General features: G+C 71.2%; 12 protein-coding genes and 1 pseudogene. 7 read left to right on the top strand and 6 right to left on the bottom strand.

Translation table 11 applies throughout. From position 1 onward, the window contains the following. Positions 1-255: 255 nt before the first annotated feature. Entirely contained in the window at positions 256-1977 is a 1722-nt protein-coding gene (locus tag BLT82_RS32840; protein WP_093661546.1) for an alpha/beta hydrolase, read from the top strand. Between the two features lie 370 nt (positions 1978-2347). Here BLT82_RS32840 and BLT82_RS32835 read toward each other — a convergent pair. The 3 genes and pseudogenes from BLT82_RS32835 to BLT82_RS32825 all read right to left on the bottom strand — a co-directional run. Then, positions 2348-2722 (bottom strand): annotated as a pseudogene (locus BLT82_RS32835) (GntR family transcriptional regulator); the annotation flags it as partial. Continuing rightward, entirely contained in the window at positions 2715-3509 is a 795-nt protein-coding gene (locus tag BLT82_RS32830; RefSeq protein ID WP_208868112.1) for a hypothetical protein, read from the bottom strand. The pseudogene BLT82_RS32835 and the gene BLT82_RS32830, both read right to left, overlap by 8 nt. Before the next feature lie 245 nt (positions 3510-3754). After that, entirely contained in the window at positions 3755-4948 is a 1194-nt protein-coding gene (locus tag BLT82_RS32825; protein WP_093661540.1) for an RtcB family protein, read from the bottom strand. 229 nt (positions 4949-5177) lie between these two features. On the opposite strand from BLT82_RS32825, the gene BLT82_RS32820 reads away from it, so the two are divergent. The 3 genes from BLT82_RS32820 to BLT82_RS32810 all read left to right on the top strand — a co-directional run bounded on the left by BLT82_RS32820 (position 5178) and on the right by BLT82_RS32810 (position 8347). Continuing rightward, positions 5178-5972, top strand: a complete 795-nt coding sequence (locus BLT82_RS32820; protein WP_093661538.1) for a hypothetical protein — start codon at positions 5178-5180, stop codon at positions 5970-5972. A gap of 180 nt (positions 5973-6152) precedes the next feature. Next, the gene (locus BLT82_RS32815) at positions 6153-6881 is read left to right on the top strand and encodes a DUF3558 domain-containing protein (RefSeq protein WP_093661536.1); all 729 of its coding nucleotides are present in this window, start codon (positions 6153-6155) and stop codon (positions 6879-6881) included. Positions 6882-7069: 188 nt separating this feature from the next. Continuing rightward, entirely contained in the window at positions 7070-8347 is a 1278-nt protein-coding gene (locus tag BLT82_RS32810; protein ID WP_208868111.1) for a DUF2637 domain-containing protein, read from the top strand. 219 nt (positions 8348-8566) lie between these two features. On the opposite strand, the gene lysS is transcribed toward BLT82_RS32810, so the two are convergent. Beyond that, entirely contained in the window at positions 8567-10306 is a 1740-nt protein-coding gene (gene lysS / locus BLT82_RS32805; protein WP_093661534.1) for a lysine--tRNA ligase, read from the bottom strand. Positions 10307-10539: 233 nt separating this feature from the next. Here lysS and argS point away from each other — a divergent pair, with 233 nt between their 5' ends. Further along, positions 10540-12303 carry an arginine--tRNA ligase gene (gene argS / locus BLT82_RS32800; RefSeq protein ID WP_093661532.1) on the top strand — a complete coding sequence of 588 codons (1764 nt, stop codon included), beginning with the start codon at positions 10540-10542 and terminating at the stop codon, positions 12301-12303. Between the two features lie 72 nt (positions 12304-12375). Here argS and BLT82_RS32795 read toward each other — a convergent pair whose 3' ends face one another. Further along, positions 12376-12648, bottom strand: a complete 273-nt coding sequence (locus tag BLT82_RS32795) for a DUF1876 domain-containing protein (protein WP_093661530.1) — start codon at positions 12646-12648, stop codon at positions 12376-12378. A 237-nt stretch (positions 12649-12885) separates the two neighbouring features. Between BLT82_RS32795 and BLT82_RS32790 the strand changes: the two genes are divergently transcribed. Then, the gene (locus tag BLT82_RS32790; protein WP_280142514.1) at positions 12886-13797 is read left to right on the top strand and encodes an imine reductase family protein; all 912 of its coding nucleotides are present in this window, start codon (positions 12886-12888) and stop codon (positions 13795-13797) included. A 382-nt stretch (positions 13798-14179) separates the two neighbouring features. Continuing rightward, on the top strand, positions 14180-14974 hold the full coding sequence (locus BLT82_RS32785; RefSeq protein ID WP_093661526.1) for a DUF4253 domain-containing protein: 795 nt from the start codon (positions 14180-14182) through the stop codon (positions 14972-14974). A gap of 58 nt (positions 14975-15032) precedes the next feature. On the opposite strand, the gene hemB is transcribed toward BLT82_RS32785, so the two are convergent. Next, the gene (hemB, locus tag BLT82_RS32780; protein WP_093661693.1) at positions 15033-16031 is read right to left on the bottom strand and encodes a porphobilinogen synthase; all 999 of its coding nucleotides are present in this window, start codon (positions 16029-16031) and stop codon (positions 15033-15035) included. Positions 16032-16113 lie beyond the last annotated feature (82 nt).

Here is a 16113-nt window from a genome sequence, read left to right as displayed (position 1 = left end):
CACCTCTCGGGACGCCCCGGTGACACCACCGAGCCGTCCACCCCTCCCCCCACGCACGCCGCTGGGCGAGGCGCCACACGAGCGCCCGCCCGACCCGGACGTCGGTCTCCTCGGCCCGGGTTCGGGCGGCTCGGCCATTCGGCTGCGGCCCGCTGGCGCACCCCGTCCGGCCGCGATGGTGTTGAGGCCGATGTGTACCGACGCCCGGTACCTGGGCGGCATCGGACGCTCGGCTGCGAACGAGGAGGGCGGAGTATGCACATATCCGGACATACGACGGGTCGCCGGCATCACGCCACGGCCCTTGCCGCGACGGTCTTCTGCTCGGCGTTGTTCGTCGGGCCGGATCTCGCCCCGGCCGGCGGCGCGACCCCGCCTCCTGAGCCCGCCCCGAAGCTGGACTGGAGCCCCTGCGTCCAGGGCAGTCCCTTCGACTGCGCGACGGCGCAGGTGCCGCTCGACTACGCGAAGCCGAGCGGCCGAGCGATCGAACTGGCCGTCATCAAGCGCAGGGCGACCGGCCCCGGACGGCGCATCGGCACCCTGTTCTTCAACCCCGGGGGCCCCGGAGGGCCCGGGACGGTGCAGATGCCGCAGAACTACGAGAACTTCCCCCGTGAGGTACGGGAGCGCTTCGACATCGTCAGCTGGGATCCCCGCGGGATCGGCAGCAGCACCGCGGTGAACTGCTTCGGCAGTCGCGAGGAGGCGGACGCCTGGGTTTCGGGCAAGCCGGCCGGCTTCCCGGTGGGTGAGCGGGAGCGGGCGGAGTGGATCGCCGCGTACAAGGACCTGTCCCGGCGCTGCGAACAGCGAGACCCCGAGCTGCTGCGCCATGTGTCGACCACCGACACCGCCCGCGACCTCGACCGGCTCCGCGAGGCCGTCGGCGACCCTCAGCTCACCTACTTCGGGATCTCCTACGGCACGATCCTCGGCGCCACCTACGCCGGCCTCTTTCCCGGCAAGATCCGCGCCATGACCCTGGACAGCAACATCGACCCGCGGGCGTGGACGAACGGCTCCTCCGACGACGCCCGGCTCACGACGTTCCTGCGCATGGGATCGGACCGCACCGCCGCCTCGACCCTGGACAAGTTCCTCAGCCTGTGCGGATCCGGTACCGCCTCACGCTGTGCCTTCTCCGCCGGGAGTCCGCAAGCGACCCGGGGCAAGTTCGACCGGCTGATGCAGCGGCTCCGGGAGAATCCCGTGGGTCCGTGGACCTACGGCCGGACGTTCGCAGACGTGGTGAACGGCCTCTACGTCGTCCACCCGGGCTGGACGGACCTCGCCGGCAGGCTCCAGGAGCTGTGGCGCGGCCGCGCTCCGGAACCGTCCCCGCTCCCGCCCGCACCACCGGTCCCGCATCCGGACCCGTACCTCGGCGAGGAACAGGCCGGCGCCGTGCTCTGCGGCGACAGCCCCAATCCCCGTGACCCCGGGGCCTACCACGCGCTGGAGGAGGCAGCCGCCCTCCGCGCGGGCGACAGCGGACGCTTCTGGACCTGGGCGGCCGAGGCGTGTGCCACCTGGCCCTCGTCCGCCACGAACCGCTACCGCGGCCCGTGGAACAAGCCGACGGCGCACCCCGTCCTGGTGGTCGGCACGACCTACGACCCCTCCACCCCCTACACGAACGCACAGGCCATGGCCCGGGAGCTGGCGGACGCCCGCCTGCTCACCCACGAGGGATACGGGCACACCGCGCTGGTCAATCCCAGCAGCTGCGTGCAGGCGCACGAAAGCCGCTACTTGATCGACGGCACGCTCCCCCCGGCCGGAACGACGTGCCGGCCGACCGCTCCCCCCTTCTCCGCGCCCAGGCCCTACGGCGGCATCGCCACCGGCGGCGGAGGGCTGGCCGGCGCCGTCAGCCGATACGGCGCTCACCCCGCACAGGGGCCCGCGACCACTCGGTTCGGGCTCCGGCCGACGCCGGCTCCACGGCACGCCGCCGCACCGCCGGGCCGATGACCCGCGCCCACGGCAGCGGTCCCCGGACTTCGGAGTCCGGGGACCTCTGCCGTGGGGCGAAGCAGGCGATCAGCCCTTCGCGCAGTTCACCTGCTTCAGCTTCGCGACGACCTCCACGAGTCCCGCTGCCGGTCGATCGTCCGGGACGGGAGGTTCTCCGGCTGCGTCAGGACCGCAGGAACGGAACATTCCAGAGGCCGCGGCATCGCGTTGCAGGTGACGCAAACCCGGCGTCACCTGCGCCTGTTACGTCTGTTGCCTACGCCTGCCGCCCAAGCCTGTTCCTCACGCCTGTGGCTTGCGTCGACACGTCGGCCGTCTTGGGGCCGCCAGCTCCGCTGTCGGCCGCGGCCGAAGAGGAGGCGGCCCCCGGGTCCAGGGCGTCGCGGACGGCGGTCAGGATGTCCTCGGTCCCGGCGCCGAGCGATCGGGCGGCGGAGGTGAAGTCCCGCGCCAGAGTCGCGAGTTGATCGGCATCGTGCGCGTGCGGCTCGGACGGGAGCGCCGCGACCCGGGTGCCCGCGCCACGGCGGGTGCGGATCAGCTCGGCGGCCTCCAGCTCGCGGTAGGCGCGGGCCACAGTGCCCGGCGCGAGACCGAGGTCGGCGGCGAGCTGACGCACGGTCGGCAGGCGCTCGCCCTCGGCCAGCCGGCCAATGCGGATCAGCGCGGCCAGCTGCGCGCGGATCTGCTCGTACGGCGGTACCTGGCTGGTGGTGTCGACGCGGACGGCGGGGTCACTCATCGTCGAAAGTCCCATCGTCGGCTGCCTCGTCGTCGACCGCCCGGGGCGCCACCACGGTAACCAGAGACCATCCGGACGTGAACAGGCTCAGCAGGCCCAGGGGGCAGATCAGCACGATGGTGGCGGCGCCCAGCGGCCCGACGCAGTCGTTCTCCGTGAGCGCGACAAGGACCATCAGAACGACGAGCAGCACCTGGCTCGACACCATCAGCCCCCAGGCTCCGGTAATCGCCCAGGCGCGGTCGCGCCGCTGCTGGTCGTCGCCCGGGCCGTGCGCGATACGGCGCAGGGCCCAGACGCAGGCGGGGGTTCCGACCGCGAGGGCGGCGAACATCGGGCCGCTGTAGTACAGGCCCGGCCAGGGGCCGAGAGAAGCGGGCACCCCTTCACAGATGACGGTCATGACGCGCCCCGCCCTGCCCATCCGGTCGGGGTCGGACGAAGCGGTGACCGCACCCATCACCAGCAGGGCGACGAGGGACGCCGCCTGCAGCAGAAGCAGGGGTGCCATACGGGGCGGCACTTGGTCCCGGACCAGGCGCGGGGCGAGACTCGCGGTGCGCACCGCTCCCTGGGGACGCAGGGTCAGGGCGTCGCCGAGCAGGACACCGCCCACCGCGCACAGGCCGAAAGCGGTGATGGCGACCACGAGGGGCATCGTGATGTCGTCGCTCTCCATCTCGACCAACTGCTGTGCGGCCACGAAGCCGATGGCCAGACAGGACCAGCGGGCGTAGTAGTCGGCGTGGTCGAGGAACCGGGTCTGGAGCGGGACGGTGTCGAGCATACGGAGATCCCCCCAGATCATCTTGTACCAAGCGGTGGATACAAGATGCCCTGGCCGGGATCTTGTGTCAAACCCTCAATACAAGGCGAAACAACGGGAGACGGCATCCGGCACAGGGGAGTTCCGCCACTGCCTCCCTCCCCGCCGCGGATCGCCGGCCAACCGCACACCGCCGGGCCGGCCCGGAGACCACAAAGCCCCGGACGCGGAGTCCGGGGCCCGTCGATCACGTGGCGTACTGGACGTCAGCCCTTCACGCAGATGACCTGCTTCAGCTTCGCGACGACCTCCACGAGGTCCCGCTGCTGGTCGATCACCCTCTCGATCGGCTTGTACGCGCCCGGGATCTCGTCCACGACGCCGGAGTCCTTACGGCACTCCACACCCCGCGTCTGCTCCTCCAGATCCCGGGTCGAGAACCGCCGCTTCGCAGCGTTCCGGCTCATCCGGCGGCCGGCGCCGTGCGAGGCCGAGTTGAACGACTTCTCGTTCCCCAGGCCCTTCACGATGTACGAGCCCGTGCCCATCGAGCCGGGGATGATCCCGAAGTCGCCGGACGCGGCGCGGATCGCGCCCTTCCGGGTGACCAGCAGGTCCATGCCCTGGTACCGCTCCTCCGCCACGTAATTGTGGTGGCAGGAGATGACCGGGTCGAAGGCGACCTTCGCCTTCCTGAACTCCCTGCGGACGACCTCCTGGAACAGCCCCATCATGATCGCGCGGTTGTACTTGGCGTACTCCTGCGCCCAGAAGAGGTCGTTCCGGTACGCCGCCATCTGCGGGGTGTCCGACACGAACACCGCGAGATCACGGTCGACCAGGCCCTGGTTGTGCGGCAGCTTCTGGGCCTCGCCGATGTGGTACTCGGCGAGCTCCTTGCCGATGTTCCGCGAGCCGGAGTGCAGCATCAGCCAGACGGAGCCGGTCTCGTCCAGGCAGAACTCGATGAAGTGGTTCCCGGAGCCGAGCGTCCCCATCTGCTTGCCCGCACGCTCCCGGCGGAACTTGACCGGGTCGGCGACGTCGTCGAACCGCGACCAGAAATCGTCGAATCCCGTCGAAGGGAATCCGTACACCCGCCCGGGGTCCACCGGGTCGTCGTGCATTCCGCGCCCGACCGGGATCGCCCTCTCGATCTTGGAGCGGAGCCTGGACAGATCGCCGGGGAGATCGTTCGCGGTGAGCGAGGTCCTCACGGCCGACATCCCGCAGCCGATGTCGACGCCGACCGCGGCCGGGCAGACCGCGCCGTGCATCGCGATCACCGAGCCGACCGTCGCGCCCTTGCCGTAGTGCACGTCCGGCATCACCGCGAGCCCCTTGATCCAGGGCAGAGTCGCGACGTTCCGCAGCTGCTGCATCGCGCCGTCCTCGACCGCGGCCGGGTCCGTCCACATCCGGATCGGCACCTTGGCACCGGGCACCTCTACATACGACATACTTCCTCGATTCCCCCAAAAAGCCTGATAACGCAAAACCGGCGCCAAGCTCAAGAAAAGGGATATCGAACCGGCGTTCACAGCTGCGCGTGCGATACACATTGTGTCCATCGGCGCGCATCGGGCGGCAACACGTTTTCGCCGCGAGCGGCCACGGCAGGGACCGGGAGCCAGCCGGCGACCGGACCGGGCCGGACGTGCAGGACGGCAGAGAAGGGAGCCTGGAAACGTGCGGCGAAAGGGGTACGCACCCGGCGTTGCGGCGCTTCTCGCGGCGCTCGTCACCGGCTGCACCGGCGGATCCACCGACGGTGGCACCACCACCGAGTCCAAGGCCGGCGAGACCGCGGGCCCGGTCGCGGCGCCCGGCAAGTACCGCACGCTCTACGAGCCGTGCGGCGCGGTCGAGCGCTCGATGCTCAGGGACCTGCTCCCCGGCGCGGCCGAGCTGCCCGAAGAGCAGCAGGAGAAGATCTTCCGCGGTACCGCCGCCGTCACGTACGACACGGACCGCCGTGTCGGCTGCAGTTGGAAGGCCGACTCCCCCGACGCCTCGCACAACCTCCGCATCGACGTCGAGCGCGTCGTGTCCTACGCCCAGGACGTCAGCGACGACCAGCGTGCCCTCGAGGTGTACACGAGGAAGCAGGACGCGGCCCAGCTCCCCGCGCCCGCCGCGGGCGGCACGGGTGCCCCGGTGACCGGTTCCCCCGGCGCCGGCAGCGAGCCCCCCTCGGGCAGCCCCAGCGGAACCGCCTCCGGTTCCCCCACCGCTCCCGAGGGCCTTGAGCCGCGCGTGCTCGACGGCCTCGGTGACGCCGCGTTCCTCGACGACGTCCTCACCCGGGCCGGTTCCACCGCCCAGCACCGCACGGTGAGCGTGGTGTTCCGCACATCCAATGTGATCGTGACCGTCGACTACGGCGAGCAGCCCGCCCGTGTGACGGAGATCCCGGACAGCAAGGAACTGCAGGAAAAGGCGCAGGGACTGGCCCGGAAGCTGGCCGAGCGGTTCAACGACTAGCGCGTCCGCCGGGGCGCCGGCGTGACGCGGCTCCTGTGCCGCCCGGTCCCGTCGGACGACCCGGCGTCGTACCGTGTCGGCGTACCGTGGCCGCCCGGGAACACCGGACCGTCCGCCCGGAGGACCGGGACCCCGTGTCCGGCGCTCCGGAGGACCGTACGACAACCGACTGAAGGAACCATGCACCGATCAGCCCCGCGACTCACCCGCATACTCGCCTGCGCCGCCGTCCCGGTGATGCTCGTCGTCGCCGGCTGCTCGTCGGACTCCGACAGCAAGGGCTCGGGTTCGGACGGCGGCTCGTCCTCCTCGTCCGAGGCCTCCTCCCCCGGCGGCGAGCAGTCGCCGGCGGCCGTGGAGCCGGCGAAGTACGCCAAGCTGCCCCAGCCCTGCAAGGCACTGACCTCCAAGACGGTCGAGGAGCTGGTGCCGAAGGTGAAGAACAAGTCCGGCACGGCCGGCACCTCCAACGACACGGCCGCCCGCGGCAGCTGCTCCTGGAACGGCCTGGAGGACAAGGGCGTCAAGGGCTCGAACTACCGCTGGCTCGACGTGTCGTTCCAGCGCTTCGAGTCGGAGTCGGGCGTCGGCAGCGGCGAGGACCGCGCCAAGGACGCCTACGAGAAGGAAGTGGCCGCGGTCCGGGCCACGGAGAAGGCCAAGAGCGTCAACACCTCGCCCGCTTCGGGTGTCGGCGAGGAGGCCACGGCGATCAGCTACGGCCTCACCAAGTCCGGCGAGGACTTCAAATACGCAACGATCGTGGCCCGCACGGGCAATGTCGTGGTGACCCTCGGCTACAACGGTACGGGCTTCGCCGGCGCCAAGAACCCGGACCCGTCGCAGCTGATGAAGGAAGCGGTGACCGCGGCCAAGGAGGCCACGGCCTCCGTCGCCAAGGCCAACTAGGCCCGGCGGACCTGCCGCGGGGCCCCGGCGACCGCGTCCGGCACGATCCGCAGCACGGCCCCCGCGGCCCGGCAGCCGACCGGAGTACGGTCCTCCCCGGAGGGCCGTACTCCGGATTCATGTGCCAGGCTTGGGCCGCGCCAGGGGCGCCGTGAACAGAAAAGGGATGGGGGTCGCGGGTGGCCGCGATGCAGCTGACACGCACGCACCGCATACTCATCGGCGTGGTGGTCGCCGGTGCGGTGATCATCGCCGCGATCGGTTTTGCCGGGTCGTACGCCGCCGTGCGCGAGCTCGCCGAGAAGAAGGGCTTCGGCCAGTTCTCCCTGGTCTTCCCGATCGGCATCGACGCGGGCATCTGTGTGCTGCTCGCCCTCGACCTCCTGCTGACCTGGATCCGCATCCCCTTCCCCCTGCTGCGCCAGACGGCCTGGCTGCTCACCGCGGCGACGATCGCCTTCAACGGCGCCGCCGCCTGGCCCGACCCGCTCGGCGTCGGCATGCACGCCGTCATCCCGGTCCTGTTCGTGGTGTCCGTCGAGGCCGCCCGCCACGCGGTGGGCAGGATCGCGGACATCACCGCGGACAAGCACATGGAGGGCGTGCGCCTCACCCGCTGGCTGCTCTCCCCGGTGCCGACGTTCCGGCTGTGGCGGCGGATGAAGCTGTGGGAGCTGCGCAGTTACGAGCAGGTCATCAAGCTGGAGCAGGACCGGCTGATCTACCAGGCCCGGCTGCAGGCCCGCTTCGGGCGGGCGTGGCGCCGCAAGGCCCCGGTCGAGGCGCTGATGCCGCTGCGGCTGGCGAAGTACGGGGTGCCGCTGGCCGAGACCGCGCCGGCGGGGCTGGCCGCCGCCGGGATCGAGCCGATGCTGCTGCCGCCGCAGCCCGCGGCACCGGAGCTGGAGTCGACCGGGCGGGCTCGGGAACGCGAGCCGCTGGAGACTGCCGAAGAGGAGCCGAGCCAGTGGTTCGCCACTCCGCAGCATGTGCGGTACCAGGGCGACTACGACCCGAACTACGAGCCGCCCATGTATGTCCCGGGGCCGGACCACCAGGCCTGGTACGAGGAGCAGCCGCAGAGCATCCCGGTACCGCAGCCGCGCGCGGCCGAGCCCGAACCGGCCCCTCGGACCCACCCGGCGGAGCCCGAAGCTGTGGCGCAGCGGGGCGCTGCGGAACCGGTCACGGCCCAGGCACCGGAGCCGGCGTTCCCGGTGCCGAACGGAGCGGGCGGCATACGGCCGTTGGGTGAGGGCGTGCAAGAGGCGCTGCCCTCGGAGGAGAACCTGTACCAGGTGTTCCGGCGCTCGATAGAGGGCGAGGGCATGCCGACGCCCGGAGCCTTCGCGTCGAACGTCGAGGCCGCCTACGGCATGCTCCTTCAGCCCCGTGAGCTGAACCAGTACATGGACCGGTTCACGACCCGCTTCAACAACGAGCTGATGGAAGACCACATCGCGTAGGGACCCGATGCCGCCACCGGGCGGCGCCGGAGACCGGAGCCTCTGTCGGGGGCCGGCAGGCCGGGCCGCGAACCGGCGGTCCCGGGCGGCGCGGCCGGGCGATCAGGCCGGAGTGACGGCCGGGCGATCGGGCCGGAATGACGGAGCAACGCCGAAGGGCTCTCACCCACGAGGGGGAGAGCCCTTCTTCCGTCGCGCACGGCCCTCGTGGGCCGCCGGTCAGGCCGCCAGCAGCTTGCGCACCCGGTCCGCGCCGACCGCCAGGAGCAGGGTCGGGAGGCGGGGGCCGGTCTCGCGGCTCACCAGCAGCCGGTAGAGCAGCGCGAAGAACGAACGCTGGGCGGCCTTCAGCTCCGGCGTCGGCTTGGCGTCCGGCTCCAGGCCCGCCATCACCTTCGGCACTCCGTAGACGAGGGTCGTCAGACCGTCCAGCGACCAGTGGCTGTCCAGCCCCTCCAGGAGGAGGCGCAGCGACTCGCGCGCCTCGTCGTCGAGAGAGCCGAGCAGCTCCGCGTCCGGCTCGGAGCGCACGACCGTGCGGGCGTCGGCCGGGACCTGGGTCGTGATCCAGTTCTCCGCGCGGTCCAGCCGGGGCCGGGCCTCGTCGAGCGAGGTCAGCGGGTTCGCCGGGTCCAGCTCGCTGAGGATGCGCAGCGTCTGCTCGTCGTGGCCGGCGGTGATGTCGGCGACGGAGGCAAGCGTGCGGTACGGCAGCGGGCGCGGCGTGCGGGACAGCTCACCGGCGGCGGTACGGGCCGCACGGGAGTACGCGGCGGCGTCGGCCGGGAGTGCGGCACCCTCCGCGACCTTCGACTCCAGCTTGTCCCACTCGTCGTAGAGCCGCTGGATCTCCTGGTCGAAGGCGATCTTGAAGGACTGGTTCGGCTTGCGGCGGGCGTACAGCCAGCGCAGCAGGGGCGCCTCCATGATCTTCAGCGCGTCCGCCGGGGTCGGCACGCCACCGCGCGAGGACGACATCTTGGCCATGCCGGAGATGCCCACGAACGCGTACATCGGGCCGATCGGCTGGGCGCCGTCGAAGACCTCGCGGACGATCTGACCGCCGACGACGAACGACGATCCCGGGGACGAGTGGTCGACACCGCTGGGCTCGAAGATCACGCCCTCGTAGGCCCAACGCATCGGCCAGTCGACCTTCCAGACCAGCTTTCCGCGGTTGAACTCGCTCAGCCGGACCGTCTCCGAGAAGCCGCACGCCGTGCAGGAGTACGTCAGCTCCGTGGTCGCGTCGATGTACTCCGTGACGGTCGTCAGGTCCTTCTCGCAGTTGCCGCAGTACGGCTTGTACGGGAAGTAGCCGGCGGAGCCTCCGCTGCCGTCGTCCTCGGACGCCGCGCCGGAGCCCTCGGCGGCCTCCAGCTCGGCCTCGTCGACCGGCTTCTGCTGCTGCTTCTTCGCCTGGACCTTGGCCTTCGTCCGGTACTGGTCGAGGATGCCGTCGATCCGGGCGCGGTGCTTCATGGCGTGCAGGATCTGCTCGCGGTAGGCACCCGAGGTGTACTGCTCGGTCTGGCTGATCGGGTCGAACTCGACACCGAGTTCGGCGAGCGACTCGACCATGGCGGCCTTGAAGTGCTCGGCCCAGTTCGGGTGCGGCGAGCCGGCGGGCGCCGGCACCGAGGTCAGCGGCTTGCCGATGTGCTCGCCCCAACTGTCGTCGACGCCCTCCACGCCTGCCGGGACCTTGCGGTAGCGGTCGTAGTCGTCCCAGGAGATCACGTGACGGACCTCGTGCCCGCGGCGCCGGATCTCGTCCGCGACCAGGTGCGGGGTCATGACCTCGCGCAGATTCCCCAGGTGGATGGGCCCGGACGGGGACAGGCCAGACGCAACCACGACCGGTTTCCCGGGCGCACGCCGTTCCGACTCGGCGATGACATCGTCCGCGAAACGGGAGACCCAGTCGGTCTCGGTGCTGCTCTGAGCCACGATCGGCACGTCCTTGATTGCTTGATTCTGTCGAAGCCGGCGTCTGCCATTGTCCCAGACGGAACAACGCGCCCGTTGGTTGTCCACAGGCCCACGCCGATCGGTCCGAGTTCCCGCCCCGGTCGTCCACAGGCGCCGGTCCGTCCACAGGCCCGCGGTCCACGGGAGAAACAGGTTGCTCCCTCGTGGGACACTTGACCACTGAATTGGCACCTACCGCCCACTGACAGGAACAGAAGCTCATGGCCTCGGTCCCTTCCCTCGCTTCGAACGTGCAGCAGCGCCTCGCGGACGCCCTCTCGGCAGCCCTGCCGGAGGCCGGTTCCGCCGACCCGCTGCTGCGACGTAGCGACCGGGCCGACTTCCAGGCCAACGGCATCCTGGCTCTTGCCAAGCGGCTCAAGGGCAACCCGCGCGAGCTGGCGACGAAGGTCGTCGAGGCGATCCCGGCCAACGACGTCCTGAAGGAGATCGAGGTCTCCGGCCCCGGCTTCCTCAACATCACGATCACCGACGAGGCGATCGTGAAGACCCTCGCCGCCCGCGCCGCGGACGCACGCCTGGGCGTTCCGCACGCGGAGAAGCCCGGCACGACCGTGATCGACTACGCCCAGCCGAATGTGGCGAAGGAGATGCACGTCGGCCATCTGCGGTCCGCCGTGATCGGCGCGGCCATGGTCGAGATCCTGGAGTTCACCGGCGAGAAGGTCGTCCGACGGCACCACATCGGCGACTGGGGCACCCAGTTCGGCATGCTCATCCAGTATCTGATCGAGCACCCGCACGAGCTGGACCACAAGGCCGACTCCGCCTCCGGCGAAGAGGCCATGTCCAATCTCAACCGCCTCTACAAGGCCTCGCGCGCGGTCTTCGACTCCGACCCGGAGTTCAAGGACCGGGCCCGTCGCCGGGTGGTCGACCTGCAGGCGGGCGAGAAGGACACCCTCGCGCTCTGGCAGCGGTTCGTCGACGAGTCGAAGATCTACTTCTACTCGGTCTTCGAGAAGCTCGACATGGAGATCAACGACCCGGACATCGTCGGCGAGTCGGGTTACAACGACATGCTGGTCGAGACCTGCCGCCTGCTGGAGGAGTCGGGCGTCGCCGTCCGCTCCAACGGCGCGCTGTGCGTCTTCTTCGACGACGTCAAGGGCCCGGACGGCAACCCGGTCCCGCTGATCGTCCAGAAGTCCGACGGCGGTTTCGGCTACGCGGCGACGGACCTCTCCGCCATCCGCGACCGCGTGCAGAACCTGGGAGCGACCACCCTGCTGTACGTGGTGGACGCCCGCCAGTCTCTCCACTTCAAGATGGTCTTCGAGACCGCCCGCCGCATCGGCTGGCTGAACGACGACGTCAGGGCCGTCCAGCTCGCCTTCGGCACGGTGCTCGGCAAGGACGGCAAGCCGTTCAAGACCCGTGAGGGCGAGACGGTGCGGCTGGAGGACCTGCTGGACGAGGCGGTCGAGCGGGCGACGGCGGTCGTCGCCGAGAAGAAGGACAAGGCGGGACTCGGCGACGAGGAGGTCGTCGAGAACGGCCGGTACGTCGGCATCGGCGCGGTGAAGTACGCGGACCTTTCCACCTCGGCCGTCCGGGACTACAAGTTCGACCTGGACCAGATGGTGTCCCTCAACGGCGACACGTCGGTGTACCTCCAGTACGCGTACGCCCGTATCCGGTCGATCCTCCGCAAGTCGGGCGACGCCAGGCCGGCCGCCCACCCGGAGCTCGCGCTGGCCCCGGCCGAGCGGGCGCTCGGACTGCACCTGGACCAGTTCGGCGAGACCGTGGCCGAGGTCGCCGCGTCGTACGAGCCGCACAAGCTGGCGGCGTACCTGTACCAGCTGGCTTCCCACCTGACGACGTTCTACGACCAGTGCCCGGTCCTGAAGGCGGAGACCCCGGCCCAGGTCGAGAACCGCCTCTTCCTGATCGACCTCACCGCCCGCACGCTCGACCAGGGCATGGCGCTCCTCGGCATCCGCACCCCCGAGCGCCTCTGACACACGACGGCGGAGGCGGCCCCGGCGCTGGTGAGCGACGGGGCCGTCCTCCGTTCGCCCGGCGTCGCCTCGTCAGCGGTTCAACGGGTGGGCCGGCCTTCCCGTGGTCTCCTCGATCTCGTCGTGCGCCTTCTTGAGCAGTGTCTGGGCTATGTCCATGAGCGCCCGGGCGCCGGCGATCTCCTCGCCGACCCGCAGCTGGGCCGGGTCGGAGGGATGACGGCTGGCGTGCCCGTGCCCGCGCACTTCCGAGCCGTCGGCGAGCCGGAGCATCGCGGCCGCCTTGGTCTTGTCGCCTTCCTCGAGGAACTCCATCTCGACGTGCCAACCGACGAGAGTCTGCATGACGGATCACCTCCACAGCGGTACCAATCCCAGGGTGCGCCGCCCGCAGGCTGATCACCACATCTCCCGCACCCGCACGCCGCACCCCCCGCACGCCGCCGGCCGACGGTCACTCACCGAAAGGTGAGTACCTGACCAGATAGTCGGTACTTGCCCGCCTCTGTGCACCCGACGAGGATCAGGGACGTAGCCCAGCTGCCCCCGACCGGAGGACCGGCCATGCCCGGAGAGCCACCCGTGCCCGTCGAAACAACCGTGCCCGCGAGCGGCGCCCCCGCCGTCTCCGCCGCACCCGTGACCGTCCTCGGTCTCGGCATGATGGGCGCCGCCCTCGCCGCCGCGCTGCTGAGGGCGGGCCACCCCGTCACCGTCTGGAACCGCTCCTCCGCGAAGTCCGGCCCCCTCGTGGCCCAGGGCGCGCTACCGGCCGCCACCGCGGCCGACGCGGTCGCGGCCGCACCCCTCGTCGTCGTGTGCCTGCTAACCAACGATGCCGTCCAGGAGGTACTCGACGGCCTCGGCACCACGGTGGCGGGGAAGACCGTGGTCAATCTGACCAACGGCACCCCGGCCCAGGCCAGGGAACTCTCCGCACTGACCGCGGAGCGCGGAGCCCGGTACCTCGACGGCGGCATCATGGCCGTGCCGCAGATGATCGCGGGCCCGGACGCCTACGTCCTCTACAGCGGCGACCATCGCGCGTACGAGACCCACCGAGCCACCCTCGCGGCCTTCGGCGGCACGACGTGGACGGGCACCGACCCCGGCAGGGCCGCCCTCCACGACCTGGCGCTGCTGACCGGCATGTACGGGATGCTGCTCGGCGTCCTGCAGGCCTTCGCCCTGGTCCGTACCGAGCACATCTCTGCCGAGGAGTTCTCGGACCTCCTGGTCCCCTGGGTCGGCGCCATGCTCGCCGGCGCCCCGGAGATGGGCCGGGCCGTGGACACCGGCCGGCACCTGACCGATGTCTCCAGCCTCGCGGTCAACCAGGCCGCGTTCCCCAACTTCACCGCGGCCTTCCGCGACCAGGGCGTCAGCTCCGAACTCTTCGAGCCGTTCCAGGCGATCCTCGACCGCGCCGTCGAGGAGGGGAACTCGGCCGACGGCCTCTCACGTCTCGCGGATCTGCTCACCCTCGGGCGCTGAGCCCGCACCGGCACCCCGCCGACGGCACCGGTCAGGCGGTCACTCGGCGATCCACTCGTGCTTGTCCGGCCGGTGAGGGGCTTGCCGAGGCGGCGGCGTTCGGCCCGGTCGGGCGGGTTGACCTCCGCCACGTGAAGTCCCTGCGAGCGGGCGGCGCGGGTGAAACCGGCCCCGTGGGAGGCGGTGCCTTCCACGCCGATCGCGATCACGTGGCCGTGCGCGGTCGGGAAGGCCGGCGCCGCGGCATACCCCCGCGAGCCCCGGCGGTCCGGACAGAACAACGGGAGGACAGCCCGGGCAGGGCGTCAGTCGGTGCCCGAGTCACGACCGCCGGAACCTGCGTACGACCATCGATGTCAGTGCCTGCCTCTACCTTCGGACCATGGCGATGCTTCCCAACCCCCTGCCGACCCTGCTCGACGACCCCACGGGCCGGGCCCTGGGCCTCGATCTGCCTCCCGGCCGGCTGGTGGACACCACCGTCGACGGTCCCTGGCACGAGCCGCTGCTGTGGTACGGCGACGACCCGGCCGCTCCCGGCACCTGGGACCGGCTCCTACCCGCCCGCAGGGCCGGCGGGCTGCACCCCGTCCTGATCGGCGGCGCCCACGGCCCGCACGAGTGGGAGCTGTGGCCGCAGCGGGTGTCGTACCCGGGGGATCACGACGCCGAGGAGGTGCTCGCGGAGTACTGGGAGTCCTTCGCGGCCGACGAGCCGGACACCGACGGCGGCTGGCCCGGCCTGGCACCGGGCAGCACGTTCCCGGAGGATCCCGACCGGCTCGCCGCCGAGACCGCCGACGCGCTCTCCGGCGGCCAGGGCGGCGATGTGCTGAAGGGCGCCCGCCCCGCCCTGGTGCGTGCCCGCCGCAGCGCGGACATACCGGCGGCGATCGGCTGGTCCGGTCCGCTCAACCACGAGCACGACGTGGCCCGCCTCTGCTCGGTCCTGCGCTCGTGGGAGGACCGCTTCGGCATACGGGTCGTCGGGCTGTCCTTCGACCGGCTGGTCCTCTCCGTGGCCGCGCCGCCCACCACGACCGCGGACGCCGAGGCTCTCGCGGCCGAGCACCTCGCCTTCTGCCCGGACAGCGTGCGGCAGGACCCCGGCTCCGGCCTCGGGGCGTACGCCAGGCTGCTCCCCGGAGCCCGCGTCTGGACCTTCTGGTGGGACTGAGGCACCGGACCGGGCCCCGAGGCCGCCCGGCCGCGCGTTTCCGCGCGGCCTCCGGCGGCTACGCGCGGCCGAGCTTCTGCGCTGCCTCCGTCGCCCAGTAGGTCAGGATCATCTGCGCGCCCGCGCGCCGGATCCCGGTGAGGGTCTCCAGGATCGCCTTGTCCCGCTCGATCCAGCCCTTCTCCGCGGCGGCCTCGACCATCGCGTACTCTCCGCTGATCTGGTACGCGGCGACGGGCACGTCCACGGACTCCGCGACCTTCGCCAGCACGTCCAGGTACGGACCCGCGGGCTTCACCATGACCATGTCGGCGCCCTCCGCCAGGTCGAGCGCCAGTTCCCGCATGGACTCCCGCAGATTCGCCGGGTCCTGCTGGTACGTCTTGCGGTCGCCCTTCAGGGAGGAGGCGACCGCCTCGCGGAAGGGCCCGTAGAACGCGGACGAGTACTTCGCGGTGTAGGCGAGGATCGACACGTCCTCCCTGCCGATGGTGTCGAGCGCGTCGCGGATCACCCCGACCTGGCCGTCCATCATCCCGCTGGGGCCGACGACATGGACGCCCGCGTCCGCCTGGACCTGCGCCATCTCGGCGTACCGCTCCAGCGTGGCGTCGTTGTCGACCCGGCCGTCCGCGTCGAGAACCCCGCAGTGGCCGTGATCGGTGTACTCGTCCAGGCACAGGTCGGACATGACGACCAGTTCGTCGCCGACCTCCTCCTTCACGGCGCGGACGGCGACCTGGAGGATCCCGTCCGGGTCGGTGCCCGCGGTCCCGGCGGCGTCCTTCTTCGCGTCCTCCGGCACGCCGAAGAGCATGATCCCGGATACACCGGCCTCCCGCGCCTCGACCGCGGCCTTCCGCAGCGTGTCCAGCGAGTGCTGCACGACCCCGGGCATCGCCGCGATCGGCACCGGCTCGCTCACGCCCTCCCGCACGAACGCCGGAAGGATCAGATCGGCGGGGTTCAGCCTGGTCTCGGCGACCATGCGCCGCATCGCGGGGGTGGTCCGCAGCCGGCGCGGCCGCGATCCGGGGAAGGATCCGTACACAGTCATGCCCACCACGCTACGCCCGTGCCGGGACCGCTTTTGCCGACACGTTGTCCCCGGGCGCGGGCGGACCGCCCCCTGCGCGATC

The organism is Streptomyces wuyuanensis (genome assembly GCF_900103455.1).
GTDB lineage: Bacteria > Actinomycetota > Actinomycetes > Streptomycetales > Streptomycetaceae > Streptomyces > Streptomyces wuyuanensis.
This window is presented reverse-complemented; position numbering and strand designations above follow the sequence as displayed.

Bases quoted from the DNA above. Each gene is read 5' to 3' on its own strand.
- BLT82_RS32815 (WP_093661536.1), top strand. From the start codon at position 6,153: ATGCACCGATCAGCCCCGCGACTCACCCGCATACTCGCCTGCGCCGCC.
- BLT82_RS32785 (WP_093661526.1), top strand. From the start codon at position 14,180: ATGGCGATGCTTCCCAACCCCCTGCCGACCCTGCTCGACGACCCCACG.
- BLT82_RS32810 (WP_208868111.1), top strand. From the start codon at position 7,070: ATGCAGCTGACACGCACGCACCGCATACTCATCGGCGTGGTGGTCGCC.
- argS (WP_093661532.1), top strand. From the start codon at position 10,540: ATGGCCTCGGTCCCTTCCCTCGCTTCGAACGTGCAGCAGCGCCTCGCG.
- hemB (WP_093661693.1), bottom strand. From the start codon at position 16,031: ATGACTGTGTACGGATCCTTCCCCGGATCGCGGCCGCGCCGGCTGCGG.
- BLT82_RS32840 (WP_093661546.1), top strand. From the start codon at position 256: ATGCACATATCCGGACATACGACGGGTCGCCGGCATCACGCCACGGCC.
- BLT82_RS32795 (WP_093661530.1), bottom strand. From the start codon at position 12,648: ATGCAGACTCTCGTCGGTTGGCACGTCGAGATGGAGTTCCTCGAGGAA.
- BLT82_RS32830 (WP_208868112.1), bottom strand. From the start codon at position 3,509: ATGCTCGACACCGTCCCGCTCCAGACCCGGTTCCTCGACCACGCCGAC.
- BLT82_RS32825 (WP_093661540.1), bottom strand. From the start codon at position 4,948: ATGTCGTATGTAGAGGTGCCCGGTGCCAAGGTGCCGATCCGGATGTGG.